This is a genomic window from Streptomyces sp. NPDC001020 (genome assembly GCF_053599115.1).
In genome coordinates this window covers 129499-153541 of sequence record NZ_JBSFLQ010000006.1, presented here as the reverse complement: position 1 = coordinate 153541, position 24043 = coordinate 129499, and the positions used below count along the sequence as shown (strand labels likewise).

The window sequence follows — 24043 nt, the reverse complement described above, 5'->3', positions numbered from 1 at the left end:
ACGAGGAGTGGGAATGCGAGGAGTTCGCGCGAGGGTGCCGCGTACCGGCACACGACGTGCCAGGCGGAACATGCTGCCGGTCACCCTCGTCGCCGGTCTTGCCCTGCTGGCCACCGGGTGCGTGCCGGGCACCGACGGGTCGCAGGCCGGCGGGGCAGCCGGGGTCGGGAGCACGGCCGTACCGGATCCGGCGCGCGCCGGCAACGTCACGCTCACCGTGTGGGACCAGGAGACCCGCGGCGGCACGAACGGCGAGATCGAGCAGCTCAACAAGGAGTTCGAGAAGAAGTACCCGAACGTCCGCATCAAGCGGGTCTCGCGGAGCTTCTCCGACCTCAAGACCACCCTGAAGCTCGCGATATCCGGCAACAACCCGCCGGACGTGGTCCAGGCGAACCAGGGCTACCCGGACATGGTGTCCTTCGTCCAGGCCGGGCTGCTCGCCCCGCTGGACACGTACGCGGGCATCTACGACTGGAACACCCGCTACCCCACCACGCTGCTCAACCTCAACCGGGTCTCGACCGACGGCCACCGCTTCGGCACCGGCCGGCTCTACGGGATATCCCAGACCGGTGAGTTCGTCGGCATCTACTACAACAAGGAGGTCCTGGCGAAAGCCGGCGTGAAGCCGCCGAGGACCTGGGCGGACTTCACCGCGAGCCTTGGCACGCTGAAGCAGAAGGGCGAGCTGCCGATCCAGTTCGGCAACCTCGACAAGTACCCCGCGATCCACACCTTCGGCGTGCTCCAGGACCAGCTCGGCGGGGCGCAGGCACGTGACACGGTCCTCGGCCGCGGCCAGGGCTTCGACAACGCCTACACCAAGGAAGCGGCGGCCACCCTGTCCGACTGGGTCAAGAAGGGCTACCTACCCAAGAGCGCCAACGGGCTCGGTTACGACGACGCCGCCAAGAAGTTCACTGGCGGCGACGGCGCGTATCTGATCACCGGCACCTGGCTGCAGGCCGACCTGAAGAAGCCGATGGACGGCAAGCTGGGCCTCATCCCGCCGCCGCCCGCCCAGGCCGACGCCACCCCGATGACCACCGGCGGCCAGGGGCTCGCCTGGTCGATCACATCGCGGTCCCGTCACCCCGAAGTCGCCGCCGCCTACCTCGACTTCATCACGAACACGCACGCGTCCGACGTCATGAGCGAGCACGGCGTGCTGCCTGCACTGCCCGGGCGGGCCGCGGCCAGGATCGACCCGGAGAGCAGTGAGGGGCAGATGATCGCCGGCTGGCGGCGGCTGACCGCGGGCGACGGCCTGGTGCCGTACCTCGACTACGCCACGCCGAGCTTCTACGACACCACGTCCAAGGCGCTGCAGGACCTCATCGCCGGCAACAGCGACCCCGACAAGTTCGCGGCGTCCCTGCAGAAGGACTACGGCGGCTTCATGAAGAAGCAGCGCGACAGTTCGGCGGGGTCGAAGTGACCGCCCTCCGAGACCGCTACCGCCGCCGCGCCCCCGGCGAACCGCGCGCCATCGGCTACCTTTACGTGCTGCCGGCACTCGCCCTGTACGGTGCGTTCCTGCTGTACCCCTTCGGCCAGTCGGTGTGGCTGTCGCTGCTGCACTGGGACGGGCTGACACGGGCCACCTGGGCCGGGTTCGGCAACTACACGGACCTCTTCACGGATCCGAGCCTGCGCGCGCCGTTCGTCCACGCGCTCGTCCTGCTGCTGTTCTACGCCGCCCTGCCGGTGGCCATCGGCCTGCTGCTGGCGGCCGTGATGTCGCGGATCCGGGTGAAGGGCATGGCCTTCTTCCGCACCGTGCTGTTCCTGCCGCAGGTCCTCGCCATGGTCGTGGTATGTGTCGCCTGGCGCTCCATCCTCGCCCCCGACGGCCTGCTCAACCACACCCTGAAGGCCGTCGGTCTCGGCTCCCTGACCCGGGCCTGGCTGGGCGACTACAACTGGGCGCTGCCCGCGGTCGGCGCCGTCGGCACCTGGGTGGAGACCGGCCTGTGCATGGTGCTCTTCCTCGCCGGCGCGCAGCGCATCCCGCGCGAGCTGTACGAGGCGGCGCGGATCGACGGCGCGGGCGCGATACGTGAGTTCTTCAGCATCACGCTGCCCGGCCTGCGGGCGGAGACAGCGGTGGCGCTCACCCTCACCATCGTGGCGGGCCTCCGCAACTTCGACCTGATCTACATCACCACCAGCGGCGGGCCGGGCAACTCCACGTCGGTGCCGGCGTACGAGGTCTACCACCGGGCCTTCGAGACCAACCAGATCGGCTCGGCGGCCGCCGTCGGCGTGGCCCTCACCGTCCTGATCTTCGCGCTGACCGTCACGGTCTCCCGGCTCGTCGAAGGGCGGCGGTCATGATCTCGCGCACCGAACGTGGCGCCACGTACGCGATCCTGACGCTCTTCGCGATCATCTCGCTGACGCCGGTGATCGGCATCCTCTCCACCGCCTTCGGTCGCCAGGGCGCGCTGGGTACCGGCTTCTCGCTGCCTGAGGGCGGGCTGCACTGGGGCAACTTCGCGGACGCCTGGACACGCGGACATTTCGCTACATATATGGGTAATTCACTGCTGGTGGCCTCGGTCGTGGTGGTGGTGACGGCGGTGCTGGCGATCCTGGCCGGCTACGCCTTCGGAGTGATGCGCTTCCCCGGCTCGACGGTGCTGTTCTACCTGTTCGTCATCGGCCTGACACTGCCCCAGGAGGCGCTGGTCGTCCCGCTCTACTTCGACCTGCGGTACGTGGAGCTGACGGACACGTACTGGGCGCTGATCCTGCCGCAGATCGCCCAGTCGCTGGCCTTCGGCGTCTTCTGGCTGCGCGCCTACTTCCGCGGCAGCGCCCGCTCCGTCATCGAGGCGGCGCGGATGGACGGCGCCTCCACCTGGACCACGCTGTGGCGGATCCTGGTGCCGATGGGCCGGCCCGCCATCACGACCATGATCGTCATCACCTTCATGTGGACGTGGAACGAGTTCCTCATGGCCCTGGTGATGATCAGCAACGAGTCCCTGCGCACGGTCCCGCTGGGCCTGGCCTTCTTCCAGGGCCAGCACACGGCAGAGACGTCACTGCTGGCGGCGGCGTCGGTGCTGATCGCGCTGCCGGTGGTGGTCGTGTACGTGGCACTGCAACGCCGCTTCATCGAAGGCATATTGACGGGCGCGGTGAAGGAGTAGATCCCGCCGCACACCGACGGCGTGCCTCGCGCCGATACACCCACCGCGTCCAACACTGCGAGTGCTGGACGCGGTGCCGCTCCAGCACCGCTTCATCGAGGGATGATCCGGCGCGGTGAAGAAGTAACGAGGGCGACGCAGTGCCGCCCGCAAGTGTCGTCCGTCAAGAAGTCACGAACAAATGGAGGCGCACGGTGGCGAATTCAACTCAGGAGCAAGGCAGTACAGTCGGCGCCGCGGGACCGAGTCGGCGCACCGTCGCCATCGCTCTGGCCTCGGGCCTCGTCGGTGCGGCGCTGGGCGTGTCCGCGCCCGCGGCCTGGGCCGACGGCTGGAGCACTCCGCAGCCGCAGCGCAGCGGACGAGGGCGTCACGACCCGGCCCACAGCGACGTGTTGTTCGTCGGCGCCCACCCCGACGACGAGGCCGGCAACCTCTCCACGTTCGGGCAGTGGCGGGAGCAGTACGGGGTCAGCACCGGCGTCCTGACCATCACTCGCGGCGAGGGCGGCGGGAACGCGGTCGGTCTCGACGAGGGGCCGGGGCTCGGGCTGATCCGGGAGGGCGAGGAGCGAAAGGCCACCGCGTACGCCGGGATCGACAACATCTACTACCTGGACAAGGCCGATTTCTGGTACACCCTCTCGGCGCCGCTGACCGCCGGGATCTGGGACGAGCGTGACACCCTGGAGCGCGTCGTCCGTCTGATCCGCGCCACCACCCCTGACACGGTGGTCACCATGGACCCGCGCCCGTTCAACCAGCACGGCGGGCACCAACTCGCCGCACGGCTGGCCATCGAGGCGTTCTTTATGGCCGGTGACCCCCGCGCGTTCCCCACACAGATCACCCGCGAGCACTTCCGCCCCTGGCGACCCCGGCTGCTGCTGACCCAGAACTACGGTTTCCGCAGCCTCCTCGGCCCGGACGCGCCCAAGCAGCGCCGCACCGATCCCAATACCGGACTTCCGGTCTTCGGCGTCTTCTCCGGCACCCGGTCGAGCGAGCACGGGGTGAGCTGGGCCCAGGTCGAGGCGGACGCCTCCCGCACGTACGCCACCCAGGGGTGGGCCTCCAATCCGTCCCAGGTGCCGACGGACCCCGAGAAGCTGGGTTCCGACTGGTTCACGGTGCTGGCCGAACACGGCGAGGCCGTGAAGTCCGAAGTGCGGCCGCAGTCCGGACTGCGGCCGATATTCGCGGAGTTCGCCGCCTGGGCGGAGCGCGTCGGCCTGCCCTGGCTGGCCAACAACGCGCAGCCCCGCTACCCGGCCGCCCCGTCCACCGTCATCCCCGAGGTGGCCACCGCTCCCGTACTGGACGGAGTGGAGCGGGAGGGCGAGTACCCGGGCCCCGAACTGCCCCTGGTGTACTGGCAGGGCCAGCAGGTCGGCCCGGACGACATTTCGGGGACGGCGAAGCTCGCGCGGCACGGCGATGACCTGTACGTACTCGTCAAGGTCACCGACGACCTGGCGGGCGCGGCGCTGGGCGAGGGCGACCTCAAGCGGCACTGGCGGACCGACTCGGTGGAGATCGCCATCGACCCGCGTGGCACGGCCGACGACACCTCTGTCACCTTCAAGACGGGCATCTTCCCGTTCTCGGCGAACGGCGGGGGGCCGGTGGCGGAGCGCGACGCCGACAACCACCAAGGCCCCGCGAAGGACACCGCGCCCGGCATGGCCGTCGCCACCACGGTCACCGAACCGTATGCCGGCTACACGCTGGAGGCGAAGATCCCACTGGGCGAGCTGCCGGCGGCTGCCGACCCGGAGGCGTTCGCCCTCAACGTGATGGTCTACGACTCCGACACCGACGACAAGACCGGCCAGACCCGGCTGGCTTGGTCGCCTTACGGCAGCGCCCAGGCAGATCCGTATGTGTGGGGCACGGCGCGGCTTGAGGGGTACACCCCGCCTGCGGGGCGGCCCAGCACACCGGCCGAGCCGGTCATCCCCGCGGATGCGGCGCGCAGCGAGGACTCGCCGACATCGGTGGCACAGTCGCGCCGTACCGGGATTCCGCTGGCGGTCGGCCCGCGCACCGGTGGCGGTGACCGACGTGGGTGACGTCGCCCCCCGCCCACTCCAGGGAGGCCCTGCGTCCCGATGACACCCCTCAGCCCCTGGGGCTCTGCCCGAGCGCACGGCCCCGGGGACGACGGCCGGAAGGCCCTAAGCGAACGGATCCAGTTCCGGCCGGTCGTTGATGCCATCCCGGTGTCACGGCACCTCGAAGACGGCGGCCCACACTCGCGAGCACCTGGACGCCGTCGCCGCCGAACTCAACGGCCGACCACGCAAAACGCTCGGCTGGGAAACCTCAGTCGAGCGCCTGCATGATGCTCGCGGCCTGCCCAACACGACCACGTGTTGCGACGGCCCCTGGAAACCGCCGCCTCTCCTCGCGGGCCTCTAATATCATTGCGCGTTCCCCGGCGGACGCTGACGCCCGCTTGGTCGTGTCCGCCGCCCAACGCCCGACACGACACGACGACGTCCACCGCACAGCGATGGAGTCGAGCATCGAGGAGAGGACCGTTCATGCGCGCCCGGAGCATCGCCGCGGCCACCGCAACAGCATTGGCGCTGGTGGCCGCCCGTGACCTTGTCCAGAAGAAGCACGCATTGCTCCGGAACTTCCCGGTGATCGGGCACGCCCGGTACCTGCTGGAGATGATCGGCCCGGAGTTGCGGCAGTACATCGTGACCTCCAACGACGAGGAGCGTCCGTTCAGTCGTGACCAGCGCACCTGGATCTACGCGTCGGCGAAGGGGGAGAACAACTACTTCGGGTTCGGCACCGACAACGATGTTGAGCACATGCAGGGGCACGCCTACCTGAAGCAGCGCACGTTCGCCGACGCGCTGCCCGACGCTCACGATCCGCAGGCCCCACTGCCCTCGGCCAAGGTGCTGGGCGGGCCGCGCGGGCGCGCCAAGGCGTTCCGGCCGGCGAGTGTGGTGAACATCTCGGCGATGAGCTTCGGATCGCTCTCCGGCGCGGCGATCACGGCGCTCAACAAGGGTGCGGCGCTGGCCGGCACGATGCAGAACACGGGCGAGGGCGGCCTCTCGCCGTACCACCGCAACGGTGGTGACCTCGTCCTCCAGATCGGAACGTCGTACTTCGGCTGCCGCAACGAGGACGGCACCTTCAGCCTCGACAAGCTCAAGGATGTGGTCGCCGGCGCTCCGGTCAAGGCGATAGAGATCAAGCTCTCGCAGGGCGCCAAGCCTGGGCTGGGCGGGATGCTGCCGGGTGCGAAGGTGACCCCGGAGATCGCCGAGATCCGCGGCATCCCGCTTGGCAAGGACTGCGCCTCCCCGTCGCGGCACACCGCGTTCAGCGACGTCGACTCGATGCTCGACTTCGTCGAACTGCTCGCCACCGAGACCGGTCTGCCGGTCGGGATCAAGAGCGCGGTGGGAGAGATGGGCTTCTGGCAGGAGCTGGCGACGCTGATGGCGCGTGGTGACCGTGGTGTCGACTTCGTGACCATCGACGGTGGCGAGGGCGGCACCGGGGCGGCGCCGCTGATCTTCAGTGACTCGGTGTCACTGCCCTTCCGCATGGGCTTCTCCCGGGTCTACGGCACCTTCGCCGAGCTGGGGCTGACCGACGACCTGACCTTCATCGCCTCCGGCAAGCTCGGCCTGCCCGAGAACGCCGCGGTCGCCTTTGCTCTGGGTGCCGACATGATCAACGTGGCTCGTGAGGCGATGCTGTCGATCGGCTGCATCCAGTCGCAGAAGTGCCACACCGATAAGTGCCCCACCGGCATCGCCACCCAGAACCCGCGGCTGGCCCGCGGCCTCGATCCGACCTCGAAGGCCACCCGGGCCGCTGTCTACCTGCGCACCCTGCGCAAGGAGCTGATGAAGGTCTCTGCGGCCGTCGGTGTCCCCCACCCGGCACTCATCACCGCCACCGACATCGAGATCATGAACGGCGATTACGAAGCCCGCACTCTGGCCAGCGTCTACGGCTACAAGGACGGCTGGGGCGAGCTCGGCCCGCACCTCGCCGATGAGATCACCACACTGCTCACCACCAAGCCGACCTCCGTGCAGAAGCCGGCCGTCTGACGCGCCGACAGCGAGCACCGCGCTCACTGCCTCAGTCGACCGATGAGCGTCCGCCGGCTTCTCCACCTCCGGGCGCTTTGGCGATCGACCCGCCGGCGGCGATCTGGTCCAGGGACCAGCTTCTTGGCGCTGCCGGCTTCCGGGGCGCTGACGCGAACAAGACGGCGCGGAGGGGCACGCGGGTGTGCGCCGGAGCCGTACCCGGGCCTTCGGGATCAGGCGGTCGCGCGCCGGGACCCGGATACGGCTGACGGGCGTCCGGGCCGGTCGGCAGGCCCGCGACGCCCGACGGCGCACGGAGTGGCTCAGGACGGCTACGTCCTGTCGTCCAGCATCCGCTGCATCATCTGGACCTGGGCGTACTGAGTGGCCAGCATGTCGGTCGCCCACGTCTGTATGGTCTCGTCTGTTCCGTTGGTGAGCACCTCCGTCAGCATGTCGATCGCACCGTTGTGATGCTTGATCATCAGCCGCAGGAACTGCACGTCGAAGGCGTTGCCAGTCGCCGCGCTCAACTGGTCCAGCTCCTCGGGGGTGGCCATCCCCATCTTCTCGACCATCATCGGATCCTGCAGCATCTCCTCGTAGGCCTGCTGGGGATCCGTCTTCTCGAGGCCGTTCCACCCTTGCCACGACTGCATCATGTAGATCTCAAGGCCCTGCTCGACGTCGATCCGGTCGGCGAGCGCACGCAGATCTCTGTCATTGGACCTCGACGGGGCCAGCCGGCTCAGGATGAGCGCCTGCTGGTGATGCGGAATCATCATGGCGACGAAGTCCGCATCGGCGTTGTTCGACTCGACCTGCGGATTCGTCGACGCCGGGGCGGGGCCAGCCGCCGCGGCCCGGGGCATGTGCCCAGCCTCCGCGCTGGCGGACACGGTTGCGACGCCGAGCAGGCATGCGGCTGTCAGCAGCGCACTTGCAACTCTGCGGTACCTCACTGTGCGCCTGTTCCCTTCTGCCTCGCCACGCGGCGTCCTGGGAGCAACGCACGCGGCGGGCTGAACTCGTGGGTTGCTGCATGTGTGTGCGGCCGCGGCGGACCTGCCGCCCGCCGGGGCCATGGGCGGAATCAGGGCTTGTAGGTGTACTGGGTCTGCGGGTTCATGAAGTCCAGCTGGACCCGGTTGGCGCTGGACGGCGCTCCGGTGAGCTGGAGCACGTCAAGGCCCTTGGTGATGTCACTGGAGTAGATGCGACCGTTGTACCAGTACGCCGACCAGGAGCCGCCGAGCTGCAAGGTCTCTTTGGACAGCGGGCCGCGGTCGAAGTAGCCGATCTCCTTCGGGTGGTCGGGGTCGGTGAAGTCGATGACCGACACGCCGCCCTGGTACCAGGCCTGCACCATCATGTCGCGGTGCTTGGCCGGGATCAGCGAGCCGTTGTGGGCCACGCAGTTCTCCGTCTGCTGCTGCATGCGCGGAATCTTGAAGTAGCTGCGGAACACCAGCTTGCGGTTGTCGCCCTCGCCCTTGATGTCGTAAATGGCGTCGGCACCGCGGTGCGGCCCGATCTGCTCGTTGCAGGTCGGCGCGCTGCCGCCCCCGAGTTCATCGGTGAACACCACGCGGTTCCCGTCGTTGGTGAACGTCGCCGAGTGCCAGAAGGCGAAGTTCGCGTCGGTGGCGCTGGTGATCACGTACGGCTCGGTGGGATCCGAGATGTCGATCAGAGCACCCTCGCCCATGCAGGCGCCGGCAGCCAGATGCTTCTCCGGGAAGACGGTGATGTCGTGACAGCCCGCGGTGGCGCCTGCGCCACCGTCGGGGAAGAGTACGGGCGTGGCGACCACGGACGCGGAGTCCGGGTCGTCCAGGGGTACCTTCACGATCGAGATCTTGTCGTGCGGAGGCTGGCAGTGCGGGAACGCCGGGGACGGGCCGTACGAGGAGATGTAGAGGTAGGCCGTGTCTGAGCCGTCAGCGGGAACGTACGTGTGCGTGTGGGAACCGCAGTCGGTCCGCACCGACTTCACGTACTTGGGGTTCTGCTTGTCGCTGATGTCGAAGATGCGGATGCCTTCCCAGGCGTTCGGGTTGGCCGCATTGGAGTTCGTGCTCGCACAGGACGGATTCGACTGCGGAGTGTCGACCGACACGAACAGCAGTTTCCCGTCCTCGGAGACGGTGGGGTCGCCCTGGCCGCCGTTGCACGCCATCTGGGAGACGGTCTCCGGCTTCGTGGGGTTCTGGATGTTGTAGATCGTGAACCCGGCGTAGGTGCCCTGAATGGCGTAGTTGCCGTAGAACGCCAGGTCGCTGTGGGTGGCATTGGCGAGCGGACCCTGCCTCGGGACGTTCGCCAGGTGTTTGATGTTCGCACTGTGTGATATCTCGTCGACGCCGAGGTCACCGTCTTGGGCGGTGGACGGGCCGACCATCCCGAACGACGTGAAGATGAGTACGCCCGCGACTACGGCCGCCTTGAGTGCGCGGCGCGTTCTTCGCGCGAGTGTCGATCCTTGCAACGCAGGGCCTCCTGCCACGAGGGGCGTTACGGACCCACGCAATATAGAAGCCTTGTCATGATCATATCTAGTCATGATCATGACAGGATTTGAGCGAAGCTGCAGCGGCCATCGCGTCCTGCGAGGCATACGGCACCCCCTGAAGCTGTCACCGGCCTTCACGAGCACGCAGCCCACCGAGGCGACCGCGACGTAATGAGCATCGCGAAGGCGCTCTTGGCGTACCAATTGCACACCCTCGCCCGCACCTTGCTCGAACTTGCACTCCGCGCGTGACCCCATGCGCTTTCAGGAACAGGGCAAGCTCCCACAGCTCCCTGGGCACCGCCCCCAACTCCGACGCCGCCGGCAACGCTGACTCTCACGAGCCAAACCCGCAGGTCGCTGCCCCAGTAGCCCAGCCCTCGTTCATGCTGTTGTCGGCCTGCACGGGATCAGCCCTGGCTGTCATACCGACACATCGGTCGAATGACCGATGCGCGGCACCGGGGTGACATCGCAGAGTCGCTCCCACCCCGGGTGCGCCCCCGGGCGTCCCGTCATCCAACCGAGTCCTGTCCGGGAGTTGCCTTGCCCGCCTTCGCCAACCTGGTCTTCGTCAACGGCTCCGTGCTGACCGTGGATGCCGGCTCCACCATTGCCTCCGCGCTCGCGGTCACCGGGGACACCATCACAGCCGTCGGCGGACGCGACGAGATCGACGCCCTGACGGGTCCGGACACCCGGGTCATCGATCTGAAGGGCGGCACGCTGCTGCCCGGCATCAACGACTCCCACCTGCACGGCTGTGCCTTCGGCGCCGGCTCTCCCCCGCTGGCGCTCGACCTCGGCCACCCCGCCGTGGGGTCGATCGCGGACGTCACAGAAGCGGTTCGGCAGGCCGCCGAGCACACCCCACCCGGTCAGTGGATCACGGGCATCGGCTGGGACCTCGGCTATCTCGCCGAATGCGTGGCCGACCCCTCGCGGCTACCGACCCGCCACGACCTCGACGCCGTCAGCCCGCATCACCCGGTCCTTCTGCAGGACTTCTCCGGGCACGCCTGCTGGGTGAACTCCGCCGCGCTCACGCGCGCGGGGGTGGACCGGGCAACCGCGACGCCCCCTGGCGGGGTCATCGTCACGGACGCGTCCGGAGAGCCCACCGGGCTGTTGCAGGAAGGTGCCCAGGTGTGTGTCCAGCGGGTGCTGCCCCCGCTCACCCGTGAGGCCCGGGCCACGGCGATCCGCTCGACGCTGGCGAAGCTGCGCGCTCTCGGCATCACCAGTTACACCGAGCCGGGCCTCGGCCCTGGCGGTGAGCAGATCATGGGCGGTGCGCTGGCCGGGGAGACCCTCGACGTCTACCGGCAGCTGCTGACCGACGGCGAACTCACCGCCCGGGTCAGCGTGCTGCTCCTGCCGGTCGGCATGTCCGGCACGGGGGCGGAGTTCGCCCGCGCTCTGGACGGGATGCACGCGTCCGCGAGCGAGGACCCGCGTCGGCTGAACGTCATAGGCGTGAAGATCTTCGCCGACGGCATCCCGCCGAACAAGACGGCGTGGATGCACGAGGCGTATCTCGGCGGCGGCTGCGGCGCCCTGTGCGTGGGCGGCGAAACCGACGACGAGCGCGTCGCCGAGGTCCGCGAGATGGTGCGGCACGCGCACGCCGCCGGTTACCAGGTCGGCGTCCATGTGACCGGGGACCGGGGCATCGACACCATCGTCGACGCCTTCGAGGCCGCCGCCGACGCGCATCCTCGTCCCGACGCCCGGCACTACGTCATCCATGGCGACTTCCTCACGCCCCGCAGCATGAAGCGGTTGGCCGAGCACGGGTTCGGGGCCAACATGAACCCCACCATCAAGTGGACGATCGCCGACCTGGAGGAGGAACTCGTCGGCCCGGAGCGGGCCGCATACGAGTGGCCCTACCGGGACGCCATCGACGCGGGAGTCACGGTGGCGAGCAGTTCTGACGCGCCCGTCACGCTCCCTGACTGGCGGCAGGGCATCGCCACCATGCTGCTGCGCGAGTCGAAGGCCAGTGGCCGGGTCAGCGGCCCCGATCAGCGCATCACCCTCGCCGAGGCCGTACGCACCTACACGGCCAACGGCGCATGGCAGGATTTCGCGGACGACTGGAAGGGCACGCTGGAGGCCGGCAAGGTCGCCGACCTGTGCGTGCTGGGCGGCGACCTGCTGAGCGCCGATCCGCACGACATCCCGGATCTGCCGGTGACGCTGACTGTGCTCGGCGGTGAGATCGTGCACGACCTCCTCACCGGCTGAACAGGCGTTGACGGGGGCCGCGCCGCAGTCGATGCTACGCGGATGGAGGCAGCAGCTTCGATGGAAACAGTCCTGGAGGCGGCGCTGCAGGTCCGCGATGCCGCGGTAAGGGGTACGTACGAGGCCGGAAGCGCCCACGCGGTGCTCGCGGCGCTGTCCGAGGTGGTCGACTGTGATCACGCGTCCCTGTCCTGGTGGGATCCCGCGCACCGCCGCCACGTCAGCCTGGCGAACAGCTACCCGGAGCGGGCGAGGGAGCACCTGAGCAACGGGCTGCACGAGGACCCGCTGTTCGCCCTGGTGCGCCGCCCCGGTGGGCTGCTGTGGCTGCATGATGTGCCGGAGGACCTGCGGTCCGCCTCCACCACGATCCGCGATGTCCTCGAACCGTCCGGGTTCGAGGACGGCGTGACCCAGTGCCTGTTCTCCCCGGACGGCCGCTATGTGGGCGTGCTGAACCTCAGCATGAAGCGGCGGCGGCAGCAACTCCGGCCCACCGACCATGTCCTGGCTCTGCTCGACGACTGCCTGGCAGCGGCCGTCGACGTCCTCGTGCCGGCAGGCTCCGTCGGCCTGCCGACGGACTCCTTGGCCGACGCGTGGACGCTGGCCGTGCCCGACCCGCCGCGGGCGGCCCCTCTGCCCCTCAGCGGTTGCGTCCCGGCCTGGCTCGGTGACGCCGTGCCGCTGGGCGACGTCGTACGGCGTGCGTCCGTGCGGCGGACCCTGCCCGCCACGATCCTGGTGCCCCACGGGCAGCGAGTGCTCGAACTGCGGCTCGCCCGCCGGGGCGCCGCGACGCTTGCCGTGTGCCGTTGCGTGGCGCCCCCGGGCGGGCTCTCTCCGCGTGAACTGGACGTCCTCGCCGAGCTCACCACCGGGCTCACCAACCGGGAGATGGCCGAACGACTCTTCGTGAGCGTACGCACCGTCGCCACGCACGTCGAGCACATCCTCGCCAAGCTGGACGTCCCCAACCGGGTGGCGGCCGCGAGCCGCGCCACCGCCTGGGGACTGGAGCCGAAGGCCCCGCCACCTGCCGCTTCCGGGGAGAAACCAGGGGTGGGGAACCGCTCGGCGATCTCGGCAAGGTCTCGGTCTCGCAGACACGCCGAGATCACCGTGCCTCGGATGCCCCTTCCACGCGGGCGGTAGCCGGACGCCGGACGGCCTATGGCCGTGCGAGGTCTCGCAGGGGTGACCACACTGTAGACATGGAGTCTCGTCCTCCCGTACCGGATCCGCCTGAGCCGCACGGGGACACCGCACCCCAGCGGGACTACACCGGCGCCGTGTACGGCTCACTGCTCGCCGCCTCGGTGGTGGTCGGGGCCTCGACCGGTACCTTTCCGCGGCTGCAACTCGTTCTCCTGCTGCTCGGCACCGCGGTGGTGTTCTGGGCGACCCACGTCTTCGCCCACCTGTTCGGCGAGCGGATCATGTACGTGCCGGTGAACGGCAAAGAGATCCGGCGGGTGTGCGCGACCGAGTGGCCCATCGTCAAGGCGGCCGTCCCACCAGCCGTGGCAGTCGCCGTCACACCCCTGCTGGGCATCGGTCCGAGAGGGGCGTCGTGGCTGGCCCTGGGCGTAGCGCTGGCCGGTCATGTCGGCTGGTCCACGGCCGCCGCCGTGCACGCGGGGGCCACCGGCCGCATGGTCGTGACCGTCGGGGCGGTCAACCTGGCGCTCGGCCTGATCATCGTGGTGCTCAAGGTCGCGCTGACGCACTGACGTCATCGCGGTGCGGAACCGGTGATCAGCTCGCTCTGCGGATCAATAGCGCCCTGTCGAAGATGTTCGACCAGATGCGGGCACTGGAGCTGTTCTTCTGGGCCTGGGTGCCGTTCCAGGACTTCGTCGAGGAGGTCACAGGGCATCCCGTATCGGTCTGTCAGCGCATCGACCAGGCTGGTTTCCACACCCCGCTCGACGAGCGGGTGCTCGGCGACACGGACGTCATGTTCGTGTTCGGGCTGGACCACATGGTCACTGGCCAGAAGGCGCAGCCCGGTGAGATGGAGGCCCTGCGGGCGTTCCTCGGTCGGGAGGTTCAACTTCCACATGCACCTGCCGCACTACGACGTGACGACCGACGCGCCGGAGGCCGTCCATGTGCCGGCCAGGCAGCCGATCGACCTGTCTCGGCCGCATCCGTTCACCGAGCCCGGCAACACCGAGTTCAACATGTTCCTGTGGATGCCTCCCGGCGGTGACCACGCCGGCGATCTACTGCTGGCGGACTCGACGATCTTCAGCTCCTTGTTCGGCGGGGACGAGAGCCTTCGGAACTTCTGGCGCAACCTCGTCTCCAAGTAGGCCGGTCAGGAGCGCGTAGAGCCGTATAGGGCCGCCAGCAGGTCAACCGTGAGCCCCCGGCCGACGCCTGACCTCCGCGGCGGCCCCGGACCCGGTCAGCCCCTTGCCCCGTGGTCGTGCACGGCGGCTGGGCCGGCGGCTTCGACCAGGCCCGCACCTACCGGACCGAGGGCCTGTGGATGCGCGCCGTCGGCTACGAACTCGCGGCCCGCCGGTCCTGCGGGCCGCGAGAACGGATGTCAGCCGCCCATCGGGCGAACTCTCACTGTCCGGCCCAGCGGTTGATGGTGGCGATGGCCTCATCCCGCTGGTCGGCGGGCAGAGCGGAGATACGGGCGCCGTGGTTGGAACCGGAAACAACATACTTGTACGAGTCGTGGGAGCTCGGCTCGAACTGCTCGGCGCTCCACGGGTCGTTCTGCCCGTAGACGAACATCATGCGCTCGGAGTCGCTCCGCACCCACTTGTCGACGTCGGAGATGGCCTTGCCGTTGTAGGTGGTGCGCATGTCGGCGGGCAGCACCGAGTTGGGCTGGTAGATGTCCGGGTAATGACGGACGCCCTTGAGGTGCTTGAACTTAAGGTCGGCCCAGCCCAGTTGAGCGGCGGCCTGCCGGTAGTAGGGGCCGGAGCCGTTGGCGCCGAGTGAGCTGTCTTCGTAGACGGACAGGCCGTGGCCGAGCGACCAGGTGTAGAGGTCGTCGTCGGACACGGTCTCGGCGTTCGGGACGGTCGGGCAGTCGGCGGCGGTGCCGGACTGCCAGAAGTTCCAGACCTGGTCCAGGACGGCGAACTCATAGGCACGATCGGTGGTGCCGAGGGTGTCGGTGAAGGTGTAGCCCTTCTCCTTCGCCGTCGCTTCGAACTTGGGCAGCAGGGTGTCGCGGCGTTCGAGCATCGCGCGCTGGACCGCGTTCAGCGCGGCACGGCACTCCTTGGTACCGACGGTCTCGAAAAACCGTTCGTAGCCTTTGTCGTCATGGTTGTTGGCTTCGTTGGGAGCGACGTAGGCGATGACCGCGTCGAGGTCCGTGGGGTAGTAGCGGCGGTGGTACGTCTGCGTCATGCCGCCCTTACTGCCACCGGTGCCGAGCCACTTGGAGCTCTTGTCGTACAGCGGGCGGATCGCCTCGACGATGGCGTGCTCGTCGCTCGCCTCCTGCCAGACGGTCATCTTCGACCAGTCGACGTCGGCCGGGCGGGAGGGGCCGAAGAAGCGGTGCTCGACACTGAGCTGGTTGGCGTCGAGGATGGAGGTGGGCTCACGGGTGGAGCTGGAGAGGCTGTAGCCACCGGTGTAGAAGACGACCGGCTTGGTGACGGACTTGTGCCAGAGGGTGAAGCGCTGCTCGAAGGTGCCGAGTTCGGGCTTGCCGTGGTCGATCGGCTGCGTGATGGTGAGCGAGTAGAGCTGGTAGCCGTCCTTGCCGGTGACGCCGGTGACGGTCACGCCGGGTATCGCGCGCAGCTGGTCCGCGAAGGACGACTCGGCGGTGACGGCCCTGTCCGCGGCGGTGGCGGGGGCCACGGTCGTGGCGAGGACGCCCGCGGTGAGGGCGGCGGACAGCAGCAGGGTCGGGATGGTGCGTGTGCGCACTCTGGCCTCCGATATCTGTGGGCAGCGTGGGGAGTCCGGCTGACCTTGCCCCACGACGTATCCCCTGAGTAATCCCAAACCGTCATAACACCAAGCGGTTATGGAAAGTTAGGGTTCACCCGTGCAACTCGAAATACGACACCTCCGGGCGCTCAGCGCCATCGCCGGGCACGGCAGCGTCACCCGGGCCGCAGCGGCGCTGGGCGTGTCGCAGCCCGCCCTCAGCACCCAACTCCGGCGAATCGAGGTGCTCTTGGGTGGAGAGGTGTTCACACGGGGGCGGCACGGAGTGCGGCCGACGCCGTTCGGCGAGTTCGTGACTTCGTGGTCGGAGCCGACACCGCCGACGCCGTGCGCGAGGACTACCACTTCAACCTGCCGGAACGAGCCGTCCCCGGTTCGACGGAGGTCGCACCACTGGTCGCCACGGACAACGAGGCGGTCGTCATCGAGGCGGTCAAGCTCGCCGACGACCAGTCGGGAGATGTCGTCCTACGCCTCTACGAAGCCTACGGTGGACGCGCACAGGCACTGCTGACCACCGGTTTCCCGCTGGAGTCGGTGGTGGTGACCGACTTGCTGAGACGTGCGTCGGAAGGGTACGAGAACACGGATGCGGTGCGGTCGGGCGCCCGCCACGTGCGGCTGACGCTGCGCCCGTTCCAGGTCCTGATCCTCCGGCTGACGCCCCAGGCCGGACATTCACCGGGGCGCCGTCACGAAGGAATCCCCACCCCAGGGCAGGCTGCGGGGCGGGTGTAGAGGCGCCCGACCACGCCGCCGTGGTGCAGCCGCTCCAGCGAGTCCGAGAGGGTGTCGAAGGGGACCTCTTCCAGGATCGGGCGGATTCGTCCCGCTGCAATGAAGTCCAGCACCTGGCGCACCTCGTCAGGCTCCGAGCCGAGCGAGCCATGCAGCTGGATCATTCGGTTGATCAGGTCGTCGTTGCGCACCGTGGTCTCCTGGCGGCCGAGGCCCACCTGGACGATCCGGCCGCCTGGGCGAAGTGCGGCGGCGGCCTCGGAGGTGGTAGTGCCGACCCCGGCGAAGTCCACGATCAGGTCGGGTGCGGGACCAGGTCGCCGATGGAGGTGAAGCAGTCCCGGGCGCCCTGTTCGCGCGCCATGTCGAAGGTGGCGGTGTTGACGTCCACGCCGTACACGGTGGAGCCGCATACCGAAGCTGCTGCGACACCCATCAAGCCGAGCCCGCCCAGGCCCACGATGCCGACGACCTGGCCGGGGCGGGCCTCACCCATGGTGCGCACCGCGTGGTAGGCGGTGGCGATCGAGTCGGTGGCCACGGCGGCCTCGGCGAACGTCACGCCCTCTCGCCGCACCGGCCGAAACCCCAAGTACATCCAGTACGAGGGCTTCCGGCCGGCACGCCGAGGACGCACCGGACGCCGCTCCTTTACGGGCAAACGTTGCCTGCCGGGGCACTAGCCATCGGGGAGCCGACCCGCTCCCCCGACCCCCACGACACCACCCGAGCCCGACCGAACCCCACGCACCTGACCTGCGCAAACAACATCATCGCAGGCAAGATTCCCGCCCGAACCCTTCCGGCGCGCATCGCCGAGTGCGGGTTGGCTGGTTCCCGACAATGCCAGTTTCGGACAGTCAGAAAGCATTCACCACAAGGTCACCGGGCTTACACACTGGGCGCGCCTGCTCACCCTTGCGGGCACCTTCGAAAAGGAGTTCCTGTGAAGAAGACCCTCTCCATGGCGGTCAGCCTGGCGATCGCCGCGACCTGTGCCGTCGGGGTGGCGCTCCCCGCGCACGCCGCTGACACGACTGGAGCCACGACCGTCTCCAGCCAGTCGCTCCAGTCGATCATCGACACCTCCACGATGCCCCCGCGGACCAAGGCCCTCGCAGAGAAGATCCTGGCGAAGCTGCCCGCTGACTGGCAGTCCCGTGTCGAGGCAGCTGCCGCGAAGTACGGCATTGACGACTCGCCGTGGAGTGAGCTGCGCGACAGCGTGATCAATGCCGACGACTACCAGTGCCCGTCGACCGAGCTCAAAACCTGGACCCGCTCTCTCCTCAACGGCGCTGAGGACCCCTTCGCCATCTTCATGCTCTCCATCTTCGATGGCTTCAACCTTCCGACCTACGACGCACTGATCTTCGGCACGGAGTCATCGTCCAACAAGTTCGGCATCAACGGTCAGTACACCCAGAAGCTCACCGCCGAGATGAAGAACCTCAAGCGCTTCTGGGACATCGACTCGGCGGACATTCAGCTGGTACCCCTGCACGGGGCCGATGTCTTCTCCAGCCGCGAGCGGGTTGCCCGCACGCTCTCCGCGCTGTACGGCGGGACGCCGGAGTCCCAGCTCGACCTGGCCGACATGTTCATTGAGATCATCGACTCGGAACCGATCCTGAAGGGCGGTGCCAACCCGATCTTCTCCTTCAACGCCTTCGCCTACACCGAGAAGCGCGAGTCGGCACCGACAGGTATCCCCGACAAAATCATCATGGGTGATGGCATCCTGCAGGGCATGACGGCTGTGGGTCTGGGCGACGTCGCGCCGCAGGCGATCGAGGCCCACGAGTTCGGCCACCACGTGCAGTACGAGAAGGATCTGTTCGAGAGCGATCTGACCTGGGCTGAGGCCACCCGCCGTACCGAGCTCATGGCCGACGCGTTCGGGACGTACTACCTGACCCACGCCCGCGGTGAGGCGCTGAACACCAAGCGGCTTCTGAGCTCTGAGCAGTCGTTCTACGAGGTCGGCGACTGCGGCTTCGACAACCCGGGCCACCACGGCACGCCCAACCAGAGGCTCGCCGCCTCCAGTTGGGCGGCGAGTGTGGCCAACGACGCGGCGAACCAGGGCCACATCCTGCCGTCACTCAAGTTCGCCGAAAAGTTTGAGGCCAAGCTTTCCGACCTGGTCAAGCCGGACGCCGGCTGACCCCGTAGTTCGACCGCAGGAAGCGCTCCTTCGAGCGACCGAAGATCCGTGTGGGGTGGGCCGGATCCGCACCGGCCCGCCCCACACGCCCGTCACGTGTGGGCGAGGGCGCCGACACAAGTGCGCAGAAGGAGTAGGCGGCCAGGTATGCGGGCAAGACTGCGGTCTCCGACCCGGGAGACGGTGGACGGTTCAAAGCCAGCCTTGACGGCTGGCCTGGACACCGAGCTGGAACCGGGTCTGGGTACCGAGTGCCTCCTGCAGACGGGCAATGCGTCGGGTGACGGTCCGTTCACTCACCCCAAGCTCACGGGCGATCGACTCATCGGTGAGCCCGGCGCTGAGGTAGCCCAGGAGCTGTCGCGTCTCGTTCGTCGGACGGGCCGAGCCCTCGGTGGGCTCGCCGGCCCGAGGAAGCGGAACGGCGGTCCGCCAGTATGACTCGAAGACACTGATCAGCCCATCCAGGAGACCCGACGGCTGGACGACGACGCTGTGGTGTCCCGCGCGATTCGGCGCGACGACGGACAACACGGCCAAACGGTCGTCACAGAGCAGGAGATTCATGCCGAGGTCAGGAGAGACCCGTGCCTGCTCCCCGCGGTCGACACACTCGTGCGCCGCCTCCAAGGCCTTGGGCTCCTGAAGGATGTCGACGCTGTACACCACCCGGTAGGCGATCCCGCGGTCCAGGGCGTCCAACGCTTCGGTGTCGACCTCCCGCACACGCTCACCCCCGCCCACCGGCCCGATCGACAGCGCGCACACCTCTGCCACGGCCTCGTTGTGGACCCGTTGCTGGATCTTGTCAGGGCTGTGGGAGGTGTCGACCACCTCTATGTAGCTCGATCCCGAGGTGTGATCGCGCCAGAAACGCGAGAGGAACGTCGCACTCTCGTGGGCGATCCGGGCCTCTCGTGCGCGCCGCTCGGCTATGGCTTCCAGCACCGCGCGAGGGGGCTGGGCGGTCAGCCTGTCATCCGTGCGGGACACCAAGCCGATAGCGGCGAGCTCATCGACCGCGTGGTGCAGCCCTTCGGCAGGCGATCCGGCCCGCGCCAGCCGGCCGGCGAGCTTGACCCGGGTCAGTGGACCGTGCTCCACGAGCGCAAGGTAGGCAGCCTCAGCGGTCATGGAGAGACCGAGATCCTGCAGTGGGTGCATGTGGATATGTCACTCCCCACCAGAAGCGCCCCACGGCACCCGTCACCGACCCCTTTCCCACGGGGACTGTCCATCTGCTGGAGGCATAAGCCTATCATCACATGACCATGTGGCGGACGAGCCGAAAGCCGGAACGCGACAGCGGCGGCAGCCGTGGACTGGGCCGCGCTCGAGGCGGTCCTCGGGATGGCGGTGCCCTCGGGTGAACAACCCCCGCTCGGTCTCGATCAGGATTCTTCTCCAGATCCATCGCCTCACACACGGCCCGCGCCCGCAACGGGGTGTCGGTCTGGGCGAACACCGCCATGATCTGCTGGTAGGCCCGGTGGTCGGGCAGCGCGGGGCCCGGCACGCACAGCCGGGCCCCGCGTGGGCTCAGCAGCCCGTACGGTCCTCCGTCAGAGTGCCCTGCTCGGTCCGCAGTGTGCGGCCGTAGCAGCCCTCCGACCCGTCCAGCCGGTAGCGCTCGCTCGACGTGCCGACGGCATGGCGCTGGTCACGCGGGACATCCAGCGTCCAGGCGGCGTCGCCGGTGTACGTGTCGTCGAGCCGCGACCAGGAGATGCGCTTGCCGGCGCGTACGACCGAGGTGTCCGCGCGGTCCCCGAGCGTGAGGACGGTGCGCAGTCGGTTGTCCGTGCCGATCGTGGTCTCGCCGTCCATGGTGTAGAGGCGATGGGTGTGCGCGACCCGCGCTGGGCCGCGGCCGTCCACGGTCACCGTCTCGTCGTCGTCCCAGCGTGACGTGAGCCCGTCGGTGTTCTCGTCCTCCGTCCAGTGGTGGGCTGAGGTATTGGCGAGGGTGCGCGAGACGGTGGTCTCGACTCGCCCGTGTGAGGTGTTCACATAGCCGGCGACGGTGAGCCGGTGGCCACCCTTGGTGTCGAGCCGATTCAGTGAACCGGGCGTGATCATCGTCGAGTTGGAAAGATCAGTCTGATCGTGCTTCGTGAGCGCCCCGGTGACGTGTTCGCTGCCCTCGTCCTGCCAGACGAGGACGTTCGTGGGCGTGCTCCAGCCGCTCTGCCCGTCGGGCAGGCCCGCGACCGACACCTCCACGCGGTGCTCGCGTCCGTCGTTGAGGATGCCGGCGAACGGCGTCAGGTCGTACTCGATCGGCTTCACATCGAAGGCACGCGGCGCCGGAACGACGTACCACAGGAAGGGGTTGGACCAGCCGCCGGTCCACACGTTCGGGAACGGCGTCGCGATCCCCGCGAGTTGGCCGTCGACCTTGACCTGCACCTCGCGGTACGGACCCTTGTCCGCCTGGCACGAGTAGGGCGCGGCGTCCGGCACGGTCAGATACCAGAACTCCTCGCAGCCGCCGCCGGATCCGGTGGCGTACACCTCGGCGACGATGCGCTCGGAGTTACGCGGCGTGGTCAGCGTGGCACCTTCCAGCGGGAGCACCTTGTCGGGCGTCTCGGGGGCCTTCGTACTACCCTTCGCGGCATAGAAGGTCAGCGTGACCTTGACGTCGATGACGCCGGTGTATGTCTCGTTGACGACATTGCCGATGAGCATATCGACGGGCTGCTCGCGGCGCAGTGTGTCGCTGTAGTGGGTGACGTCCTTCTCCACCGACCAGGTGATCCCGTCGACGGAGGGCTCGGGCGTGGACGTACGGAACACCTCGACGCCGCCCATACGGAGGTAGCCGAGCCGGTCGTACTGACGGCCCTTCACCTTTCCGTCGAGGCGCAGCACCACCTTGCTCCAGCGGTCTCCGCACTCCTTGGGCGGGGCGTAGCTTCCCCTGTACGGCGTGAAATCGCGGAACTGTGCCTTGGCGATGGTGACTTCGCAGGATCGGGTGTCGGGCTTTTCGATGGCCGGCGCTGCGGTCAGCGGGTCGTGCCAGTCGGTGCCGAACTCCACGGGAACCGTCTCGGCCGCGGCTGCCGGGCTCGCGCCGAGCGCCGATCCGGCGGCCAACAACAGTCCCGCGAGCATGGACATGATCTGTCGTTTCATGAGTCAGGAGTGAAGCGCGGGACGAACAAGTGCGCCAGGTTCGAATATTTGATCTTGGCGTGATCTGTGCGCTCGTGCGGAAAATCTGGCCACACGACCAAGGGCAGCCACGTAGGGTGCGCCTGTCCGGCACGCACGAGCGGCCGGTCGGGCAACCGCTCCGTATCAAGCCGACCCCTTGACCAGTAAAAGCCGGGAGCAGCAGGCCCGCCGCCATGGGAGCACGGGCACCTCGACCAGATCGGGCGACAGCCGGTCAACATCAATTGACGCCGGCGATCACGGCTGGGAGCGATGGGAGCACGGGGAGCGGAAGAGGGCTCCCAGCCCGCTCCCACCAACGCATCAGGGGCTCTCCAAAGCGAGCCCCTGACCTGCGGAAATTTCCGACATCTCTGTCGGGACGACAGGATTTGAACCTGCGACCCCTTGACCCCCAGGAGTAGGGGTTATCCCTTTTGTCTGCACATACGGCTAGAAATCAGGGTGCACAGCGTGCAGTGCCGTGCGTGCCATTCAGGTGCGCGGACACCGTCTGGTCCCCAACTGGTCCCCACGGGGCAAGTCCGTGACGCGCGCGTCCAGGACCGCCGGGTCAAGAGGCTGGCTCGCCAGGGCCTGTCACGGCGAGAGACCTGGCGGCCTTGCGTCTGAGCTCGCGGATGGTGTCCTGCCATTGCCAGGAATCACTGCTGCACCACTGCTCCTTCTACCGTGCCATGGGACGAGGTCGAAGAAGCCGACCTCGCCACGCCCGCCGGCGACTTCCGCTACAGCGCCCTCATGGGCAATACCGGCGAAGACCCGCAAGAACCGTATGAGACCAACCTCGCCCACGCAGGACCCTGCGAGTACCGACTCCCGCTGCACGCCCGAGGCCGGGACATCAACCCCGACGATGCGCAGGACGAGAACGAGCCGATCACAGAGCACTACCGGCTCCAGGTCTGGCCGAAGCACACCGCACAGACATACGCAGCAGCGCACCAGAGGCAGGGCCTTGACCCCGAACTCGGGACACCGTAGGTGCCGTTCCCGGCCGCGACTTCAAAGACAGCGGTCGGCCCGGCCGTATCCGCTCCGCCCAGAGCCGCCGAGCCGAGGGTCTTCGTCGGCGGCGCTGATGAGCTGGAGGAAGACCTTCGCGGTGACCTCGATGTCGACCAAGGCCCGGTGCCGGTCCGGCGGTTGCGGGATGCCGAAGTGCGCCAGCAGCGTGTCGAGTTTGTAGTTCGGAAGGTTCGGGAGACCCGGGCTTCGGTGAGGTCGGCCACGTCTTCCGGCGCGGCCTCCTCGGGGTCGTAGACGAACACGGACCACGTCACCCAGTCCACCTGCTGCAGGTGCTCATCACGGAAGGAGTCGATCCCCAAGGCCCTTTGGGCCAGTTCCATGGCCCGCTTCACTTCCGTACGACGGACACGACGACCGTACCGGGCGAGCGTCCTGGACAGAGGCGGAACAGGCAACACCCACTCGAACGGTTCGAGACGACCCGGATCTCGGCCAACTCAGTATCCCGCGGGCCGCGTTGTGGTGCGTTCGAGCGCCTGCGGAGTCGCTCACTCGGATACCGTCACTGCTCCATTGGCAACACACATTGACGGTCCGCAGAACCGCAGATTCCCGGGATGGCGGACGGAGCGGGCTCCGATCGCGGCAGGATCTCGGCCAGCCAGCGAGCCGGTTCGTCATCCGGGCGCAGAGGTCGCGCCCCAAGAAGCTCTGCTTGAAAGGACCTGTGCGCGAGTTCGTCGCTTTAGCACTCGGACGGATTCGAACGTACGAGTCAAGGGTGACGGCCACTCGTTCGGCCGATCAGGGCCCTTTCGCGCTGTCAGACTCCCGGGAGGGAACGCGCCGGTGGGGCGTGGGCGAGGTGGGAGCGGCGAGGCAGGGTGGGCGTGACCGAGCGCGGTACGGCCGGTCGTGCCGCTCAGGACGGGCGGGGCCGGGCGTGACGGACTACGGAGTCCCGCGCGCACGCGCGGTGACGGAGGACCGGTCGGTCGGGCGACAGCGCGGTGGCGGACCCGGCGGGCAGCGGCGGGACGAGAGGGCG

At 68.2% G+C, this 24043-nt stretch carries 20 protein-coding genes and 1 pseudogene; 13 read left to right on the top strand and 8 right to left on the bottom strand.

Annotated elements, in window-relative coordinates:
* Positions 1–13: 13 nt before the first annotated feature.
* The 5 genes from ACWDEX_RS07595 (at position 14) to ACWDEX_RS07575 (ending at position 7252) form a co-directional block, all read left to right on the top strand.
* Positions 14–1441 (top strand): extracellular solute-binding protein, encoded by a 1428-nt coding sequence (locus ACWDEX_RS07595; RefSeq protein ID WP_450462311.1) that lies wholly within the window; start codon positions 14–16, stop codon positions 1439–1441.
* On the top strand, positions 1438–2340 hold the full coding sequence (locus ACWDEX_RS07590; RefSeq protein WP_450462309.1) for a carbohydrate ABC transporter permease: 903 nt from the start codon (positions 1438–1440) through the stop codon (positions 2338–2340). Before ACWDEX_RS07595 ends, ACWDEX_RS07590 begins: the two co-directional genes overlap by 4 nt.
* Positions 2337–3161 (top strand): carbohydrate ABC transporter permease, encoded by an 825-nt coding sequence (locus tag ACWDEX_RS07585; RefSeq protein ID WP_450462308.1) that lies wholly within the window; start codon positions 2337–2339, stop codon positions 3159–3161. Before ACWDEX_RS07590 ends, ACWDEX_RS07585 begins: the two co-directional genes overlap by 4 nt.
* 194 nt (positions 3162–3355) lie before the next feature.
* On the top strand, positions 3356–5233 hold the full coding sequence (locus ACWDEX_RS07580) for a sugar-binding protein (protein WP_450462306.1): 1878 nt from the start codon (positions 3356–3358) through the stop codon (positions 5231–5233).
* Between the two features lie 474 nt (positions 5234–5707).
* Positions 5708–7252, top strand: coding sequence for an FMN-binding glutamate synthase family protein (locus ACWDEX_RS07575; protein WP_450462304.1), 1545 nt, complete (start codon positions 5708–5710; stop codon positions 7250–7252).
* Between the two features lie 314 nt (positions 7253–7566).
* Here the strand turns inward: ACWDEX_RS07575 and ACWDEX_RS07570 are convergent, their stop codons facing one another.
* Both ACWDEX_RS07570 and ACWDEX_RS07565 read right to left on the bottom strand, forming a co-directional pair.
* Positions 7567–8106: a DUF305 domain-containing protein gene (locus ACWDEX_RS07570; RefSeq protein WP_450462303.1), complete on the bottom strand. Its 540-nt coding sequence runs from the start codon at positions 8104–8106 to the stop codon at positions 7567–7569.
* A 221-nt stretch (positions 8107–8327) separates the two neighbouring features.
* Positions 8328–9803, bottom strand: coding sequence for an LVIVD repeat-containing protein (locus ACWDEX_RS07565; protein ID WP_450462301.1), 1476 nt, complete (start codon positions 9801–9803; stop codon positions 8328–8330).
* Between the two features lie 489 nt (positions 9804–10292).
* On the opposite strand from ACWDEX_RS07565, the gene ACWDEX_RS07560 reads away from it, so the two are divergent.
* From ACWDEX_RS07560 to ACWDEX_RS07550, 3 genes are read left to right on the top strand one after another with little or no spacing between them, the layout of a single operon-like run.
* A complete protein-coding gene (locus tag ACWDEX_RS07560) occupies positions 10293–11996 on the top strand; it encodes an amidohydrolase (protein ID WP_450462300.1) in 1704 nt (567 codons plus the stop codon).
* Between the two features lie 42 nt (positions 11997–12038).
* Positions 12039–13151 carry a LuxR C-terminal-related transcriptional regulator gene (locus ACWDEX_RS07555; protein WP_450462299.1) on the top strand — a complete coding sequence of 371 codons (1113 nt, stop codon included), beginning with the start codon at positions 12039–12041 and terminating at the stop codon, positions 13149–13151.
* A 59-nt stretch (positions 13152–13210) separates the two neighbouring features.
* Positions 13211–13729 carry a hypothetical protein gene (locus tag ACWDEX_RS07550; RefSeq protein WP_450462297.1) on the top strand — a complete coding sequence of 173 codons (519 nt, stop codon included), beginning with the start codon at positions 13211–13213 and terminating at the stop codon, positions 13727–13729.
* A 2-nt stretch (positions 13730–13731) separates the two neighbouring features.
* On the opposite strand, the gene ACWDEX_RS07545 is transcribed toward ACWDEX_RS07550, so the two are convergent.
* Positions 13732–14052: a hypothetical protein gene (locus ACWDEX_RS07545; protein WP_450462296.1), complete on the bottom strand. Its 321-nt coding sequence runs from the start codon at positions 14050–14052 to the stop codon at positions 13732–13734.
* 7 nt (positions 14053–14059) lie between these two features.
* Here ACWDEX_RS07545 and ACWDEX_RS07540 point away from each other — a divergent pair, with 7 nt between their 5' ends.
* On the top strand, positions 14060–14314 hold the full coding sequence (locus ACWDEX_RS07540) for a hypothetical protein (protein ID WP_450462294.1): 255 nt from the start codon (positions 14060–14062) through the stop codon (positions 14312–14314).
* A gap of 262 nt (positions 14315–14576) precedes the next feature.
* Here the strand turns inward: ACWDEX_RS07540 and ACWDEX_RS07535 are convergent, their stop codons facing one another.
* The gene (locus ACWDEX_RS07535; protein ID WP_450462292.1) at positions 14577–15911 is read right to left on the bottom strand and encodes a S28 family serine protease; all 1335 of its coding nucleotides are present in this window, start codon (positions 15909–15911) and stop codon (positions 14577–14579) included.
* Between the two features lie 121 nt (positions 15912–16032).
* Between ACWDEX_RS07535 and ACWDEX_RS07530 the strand changes: the two are divergent.
* Together ACWDEX_RS07530 and ACWDEX_RS07525 are read left to right on the top strand one after the other, a co-directional pair.
* Positions 16033–16236, top strand: a pseudogene (locus ACWDEX_RS07530) (helix-turn-helix domain-containing protein); the annotation flags it as partial.
* Positions 16236–16673, top strand: coding sequence for a glycosyl hydrolase-related protein (locus ACWDEX_RS07525; protein WP_450462290.1), 438 nt, complete (start codon positions 16236–16238; stop codon positions 16671–16673). The pseudogene ACWDEX_RS07530 and the gene ACWDEX_RS07525, both read left to right, overlap by 1 nt.
* On the opposite strand, the gene ACWDEX_RS07520 is transcribed toward ACWDEX_RS07525, so the two are convergent.
* Entirely contained in the window at positions 16628–16966 is a 339-nt protein-coding gene (locus ACWDEX_RS07520; RefSeq protein ID WP_450462289.1) for a zinc-binding dehydrogenase, read from the bottom strand. The genes ACWDEX_RS07525 and ACWDEX_RS07520 overlap by 46 nt on opposite strands.
* Before the next feature lie 2 nt (positions 16967–16968).
* Positions 16969–17235: a hypothetical protein gene (locus tag ACWDEX_RS07515; RefSeq protein ID WP_450462288.1), complete on the bottom strand. Its 267-nt coding sequence runs from the start codon at positions 17233–17235 to the stop codon at positions 16969–16971.
* A gap of 384 nt (positions 17236–17619) precedes the next feature.
* On the opposite strand from ACWDEX_RS07515, the gene ACWDEX_RS07510 reads away from it, so the two are divergent.
* Entirely contained in the window at positions 17620–18840 is a 1221-nt protein-coding gene (locus tag ACWDEX_RS07510; protein ID WP_450462287.1) for a hypothetical protein, read from the top strand.
* A gap of 192 nt (positions 18841–19032) precedes the next feature.
* Here ACWDEX_RS07510 and ACWDEX_RS07505 read toward each other — a convergent pair whose 3' ends face one another.
* Positions 19033–20004, bottom strand: coding sequence for a LuxR C-terminal-related transcriptional regulator (locus tag ACWDEX_RS07505; RefSeq protein ID WP_450462286.1), 972 nt, complete (start codon positions 20002–20004; stop codon positions 19033–19035).
* Between the two features lie 375 nt (positions 20005–20379).
* Entirely contained in the window at positions 20380–21981 is a 1602-nt protein-coding gene (locus ACWDEX_RS07500; protein WP_450462285.1) for a peptide-N4-asparagine amidase, read from the bottom strand.
* Positions 21982–22695: 714 nt separating this feature from the next.
* Between ACWDEX_RS07500 and ACWDEX_RS07495 the strand changes: the two genes are divergently transcribed.
* Positions 22696–23007 carry a hypothetical protein gene (locus ACWDEX_RS07495; protein WP_450462284.1) on the top strand — a complete coding sequence of 104 codons (312 nt, stop codon included), beginning with the start codon at positions 22696–22698 and terminating at the stop codon, positions 23005–23007.
* Positions 23008–24043: the final 1036 nt, after the last annotated feature.

Excerpts from the sequence above, each read along its gene's own strand:
- ACWDEX_RS07595 (WP_450462311.1), top strand. The coding sequence starts at position 14 with ATGCGAGGAGTTCGCGCGAGGGTGCCGCGTACCGGCACACGACGTGCC.
- ACWDEX_RS07585 (WP_450462308.1), top strand. The coding sequence starts at position 2,337 with ATGATCTCGCGCACCGAACGTGGCGCCACGTACGCGATCCTGACGCTC.
- ACWDEX_RS07575 (WP_450462304.1), top strand. The coding sequence starts at position 5,708 with ATGCGCGCCCGGAGCATCGCCGCGGCCACCGCAACAGCATTGGCGCTG.
- ACWDEX_RS07570 (WP_450462303.1), bottom strand. The coding sequence starts at position 8,106 with ATGCCCCGGGCCGCGGCGGCTGGCCCCGCCCCGGCGTCGACGAATCCG.
- ACWDEX_RS07565 (WP_450462301.1), bottom strand. The coding sequence starts at position 9,803 with ATGATCATGACTAGATATGATCATGACAAGGCTTCTATATTGCGTGGG.
- ACWDEX_RS07555 (WP_450462299.1), top strand. The coding sequence starts at position 12,039 with ATGGAGGCAGCAGCTTCGATGGAAACAGTCCTGGAGGCGGCGCTGCAG.
- ACWDEX_RS07550 (WP_450462297.1), top strand. The coding sequence starts at position 13,211 with ATGGAGTCTCGTCCTCCCGTACCGGATCCGCCTGAGCCGCACGGGGAC.
- ACWDEX_RS07540 (WP_450462294.1), top strand. The coding sequence starts at position 14,060 with ATGCACCTGCCGCACTACGACGTGACGACCGACGCGCCGGAGGCCGTC.
- ACWDEX_RS07505 (WP_450462286.1), bottom strand. The coding sequence starts at position 20,004 with ATGCACCCACTGCAGGATCTCGGTCTCTCCATGACCGCTGAGGCTGCC.
- ACWDEX_RS07500 (WP_450462285.1), bottom strand. The coding sequence starts at position 21,981 with ATGAAACGACAGATCATGTCCATGCTCGCGGGACTGTTGTTGGCCGCC.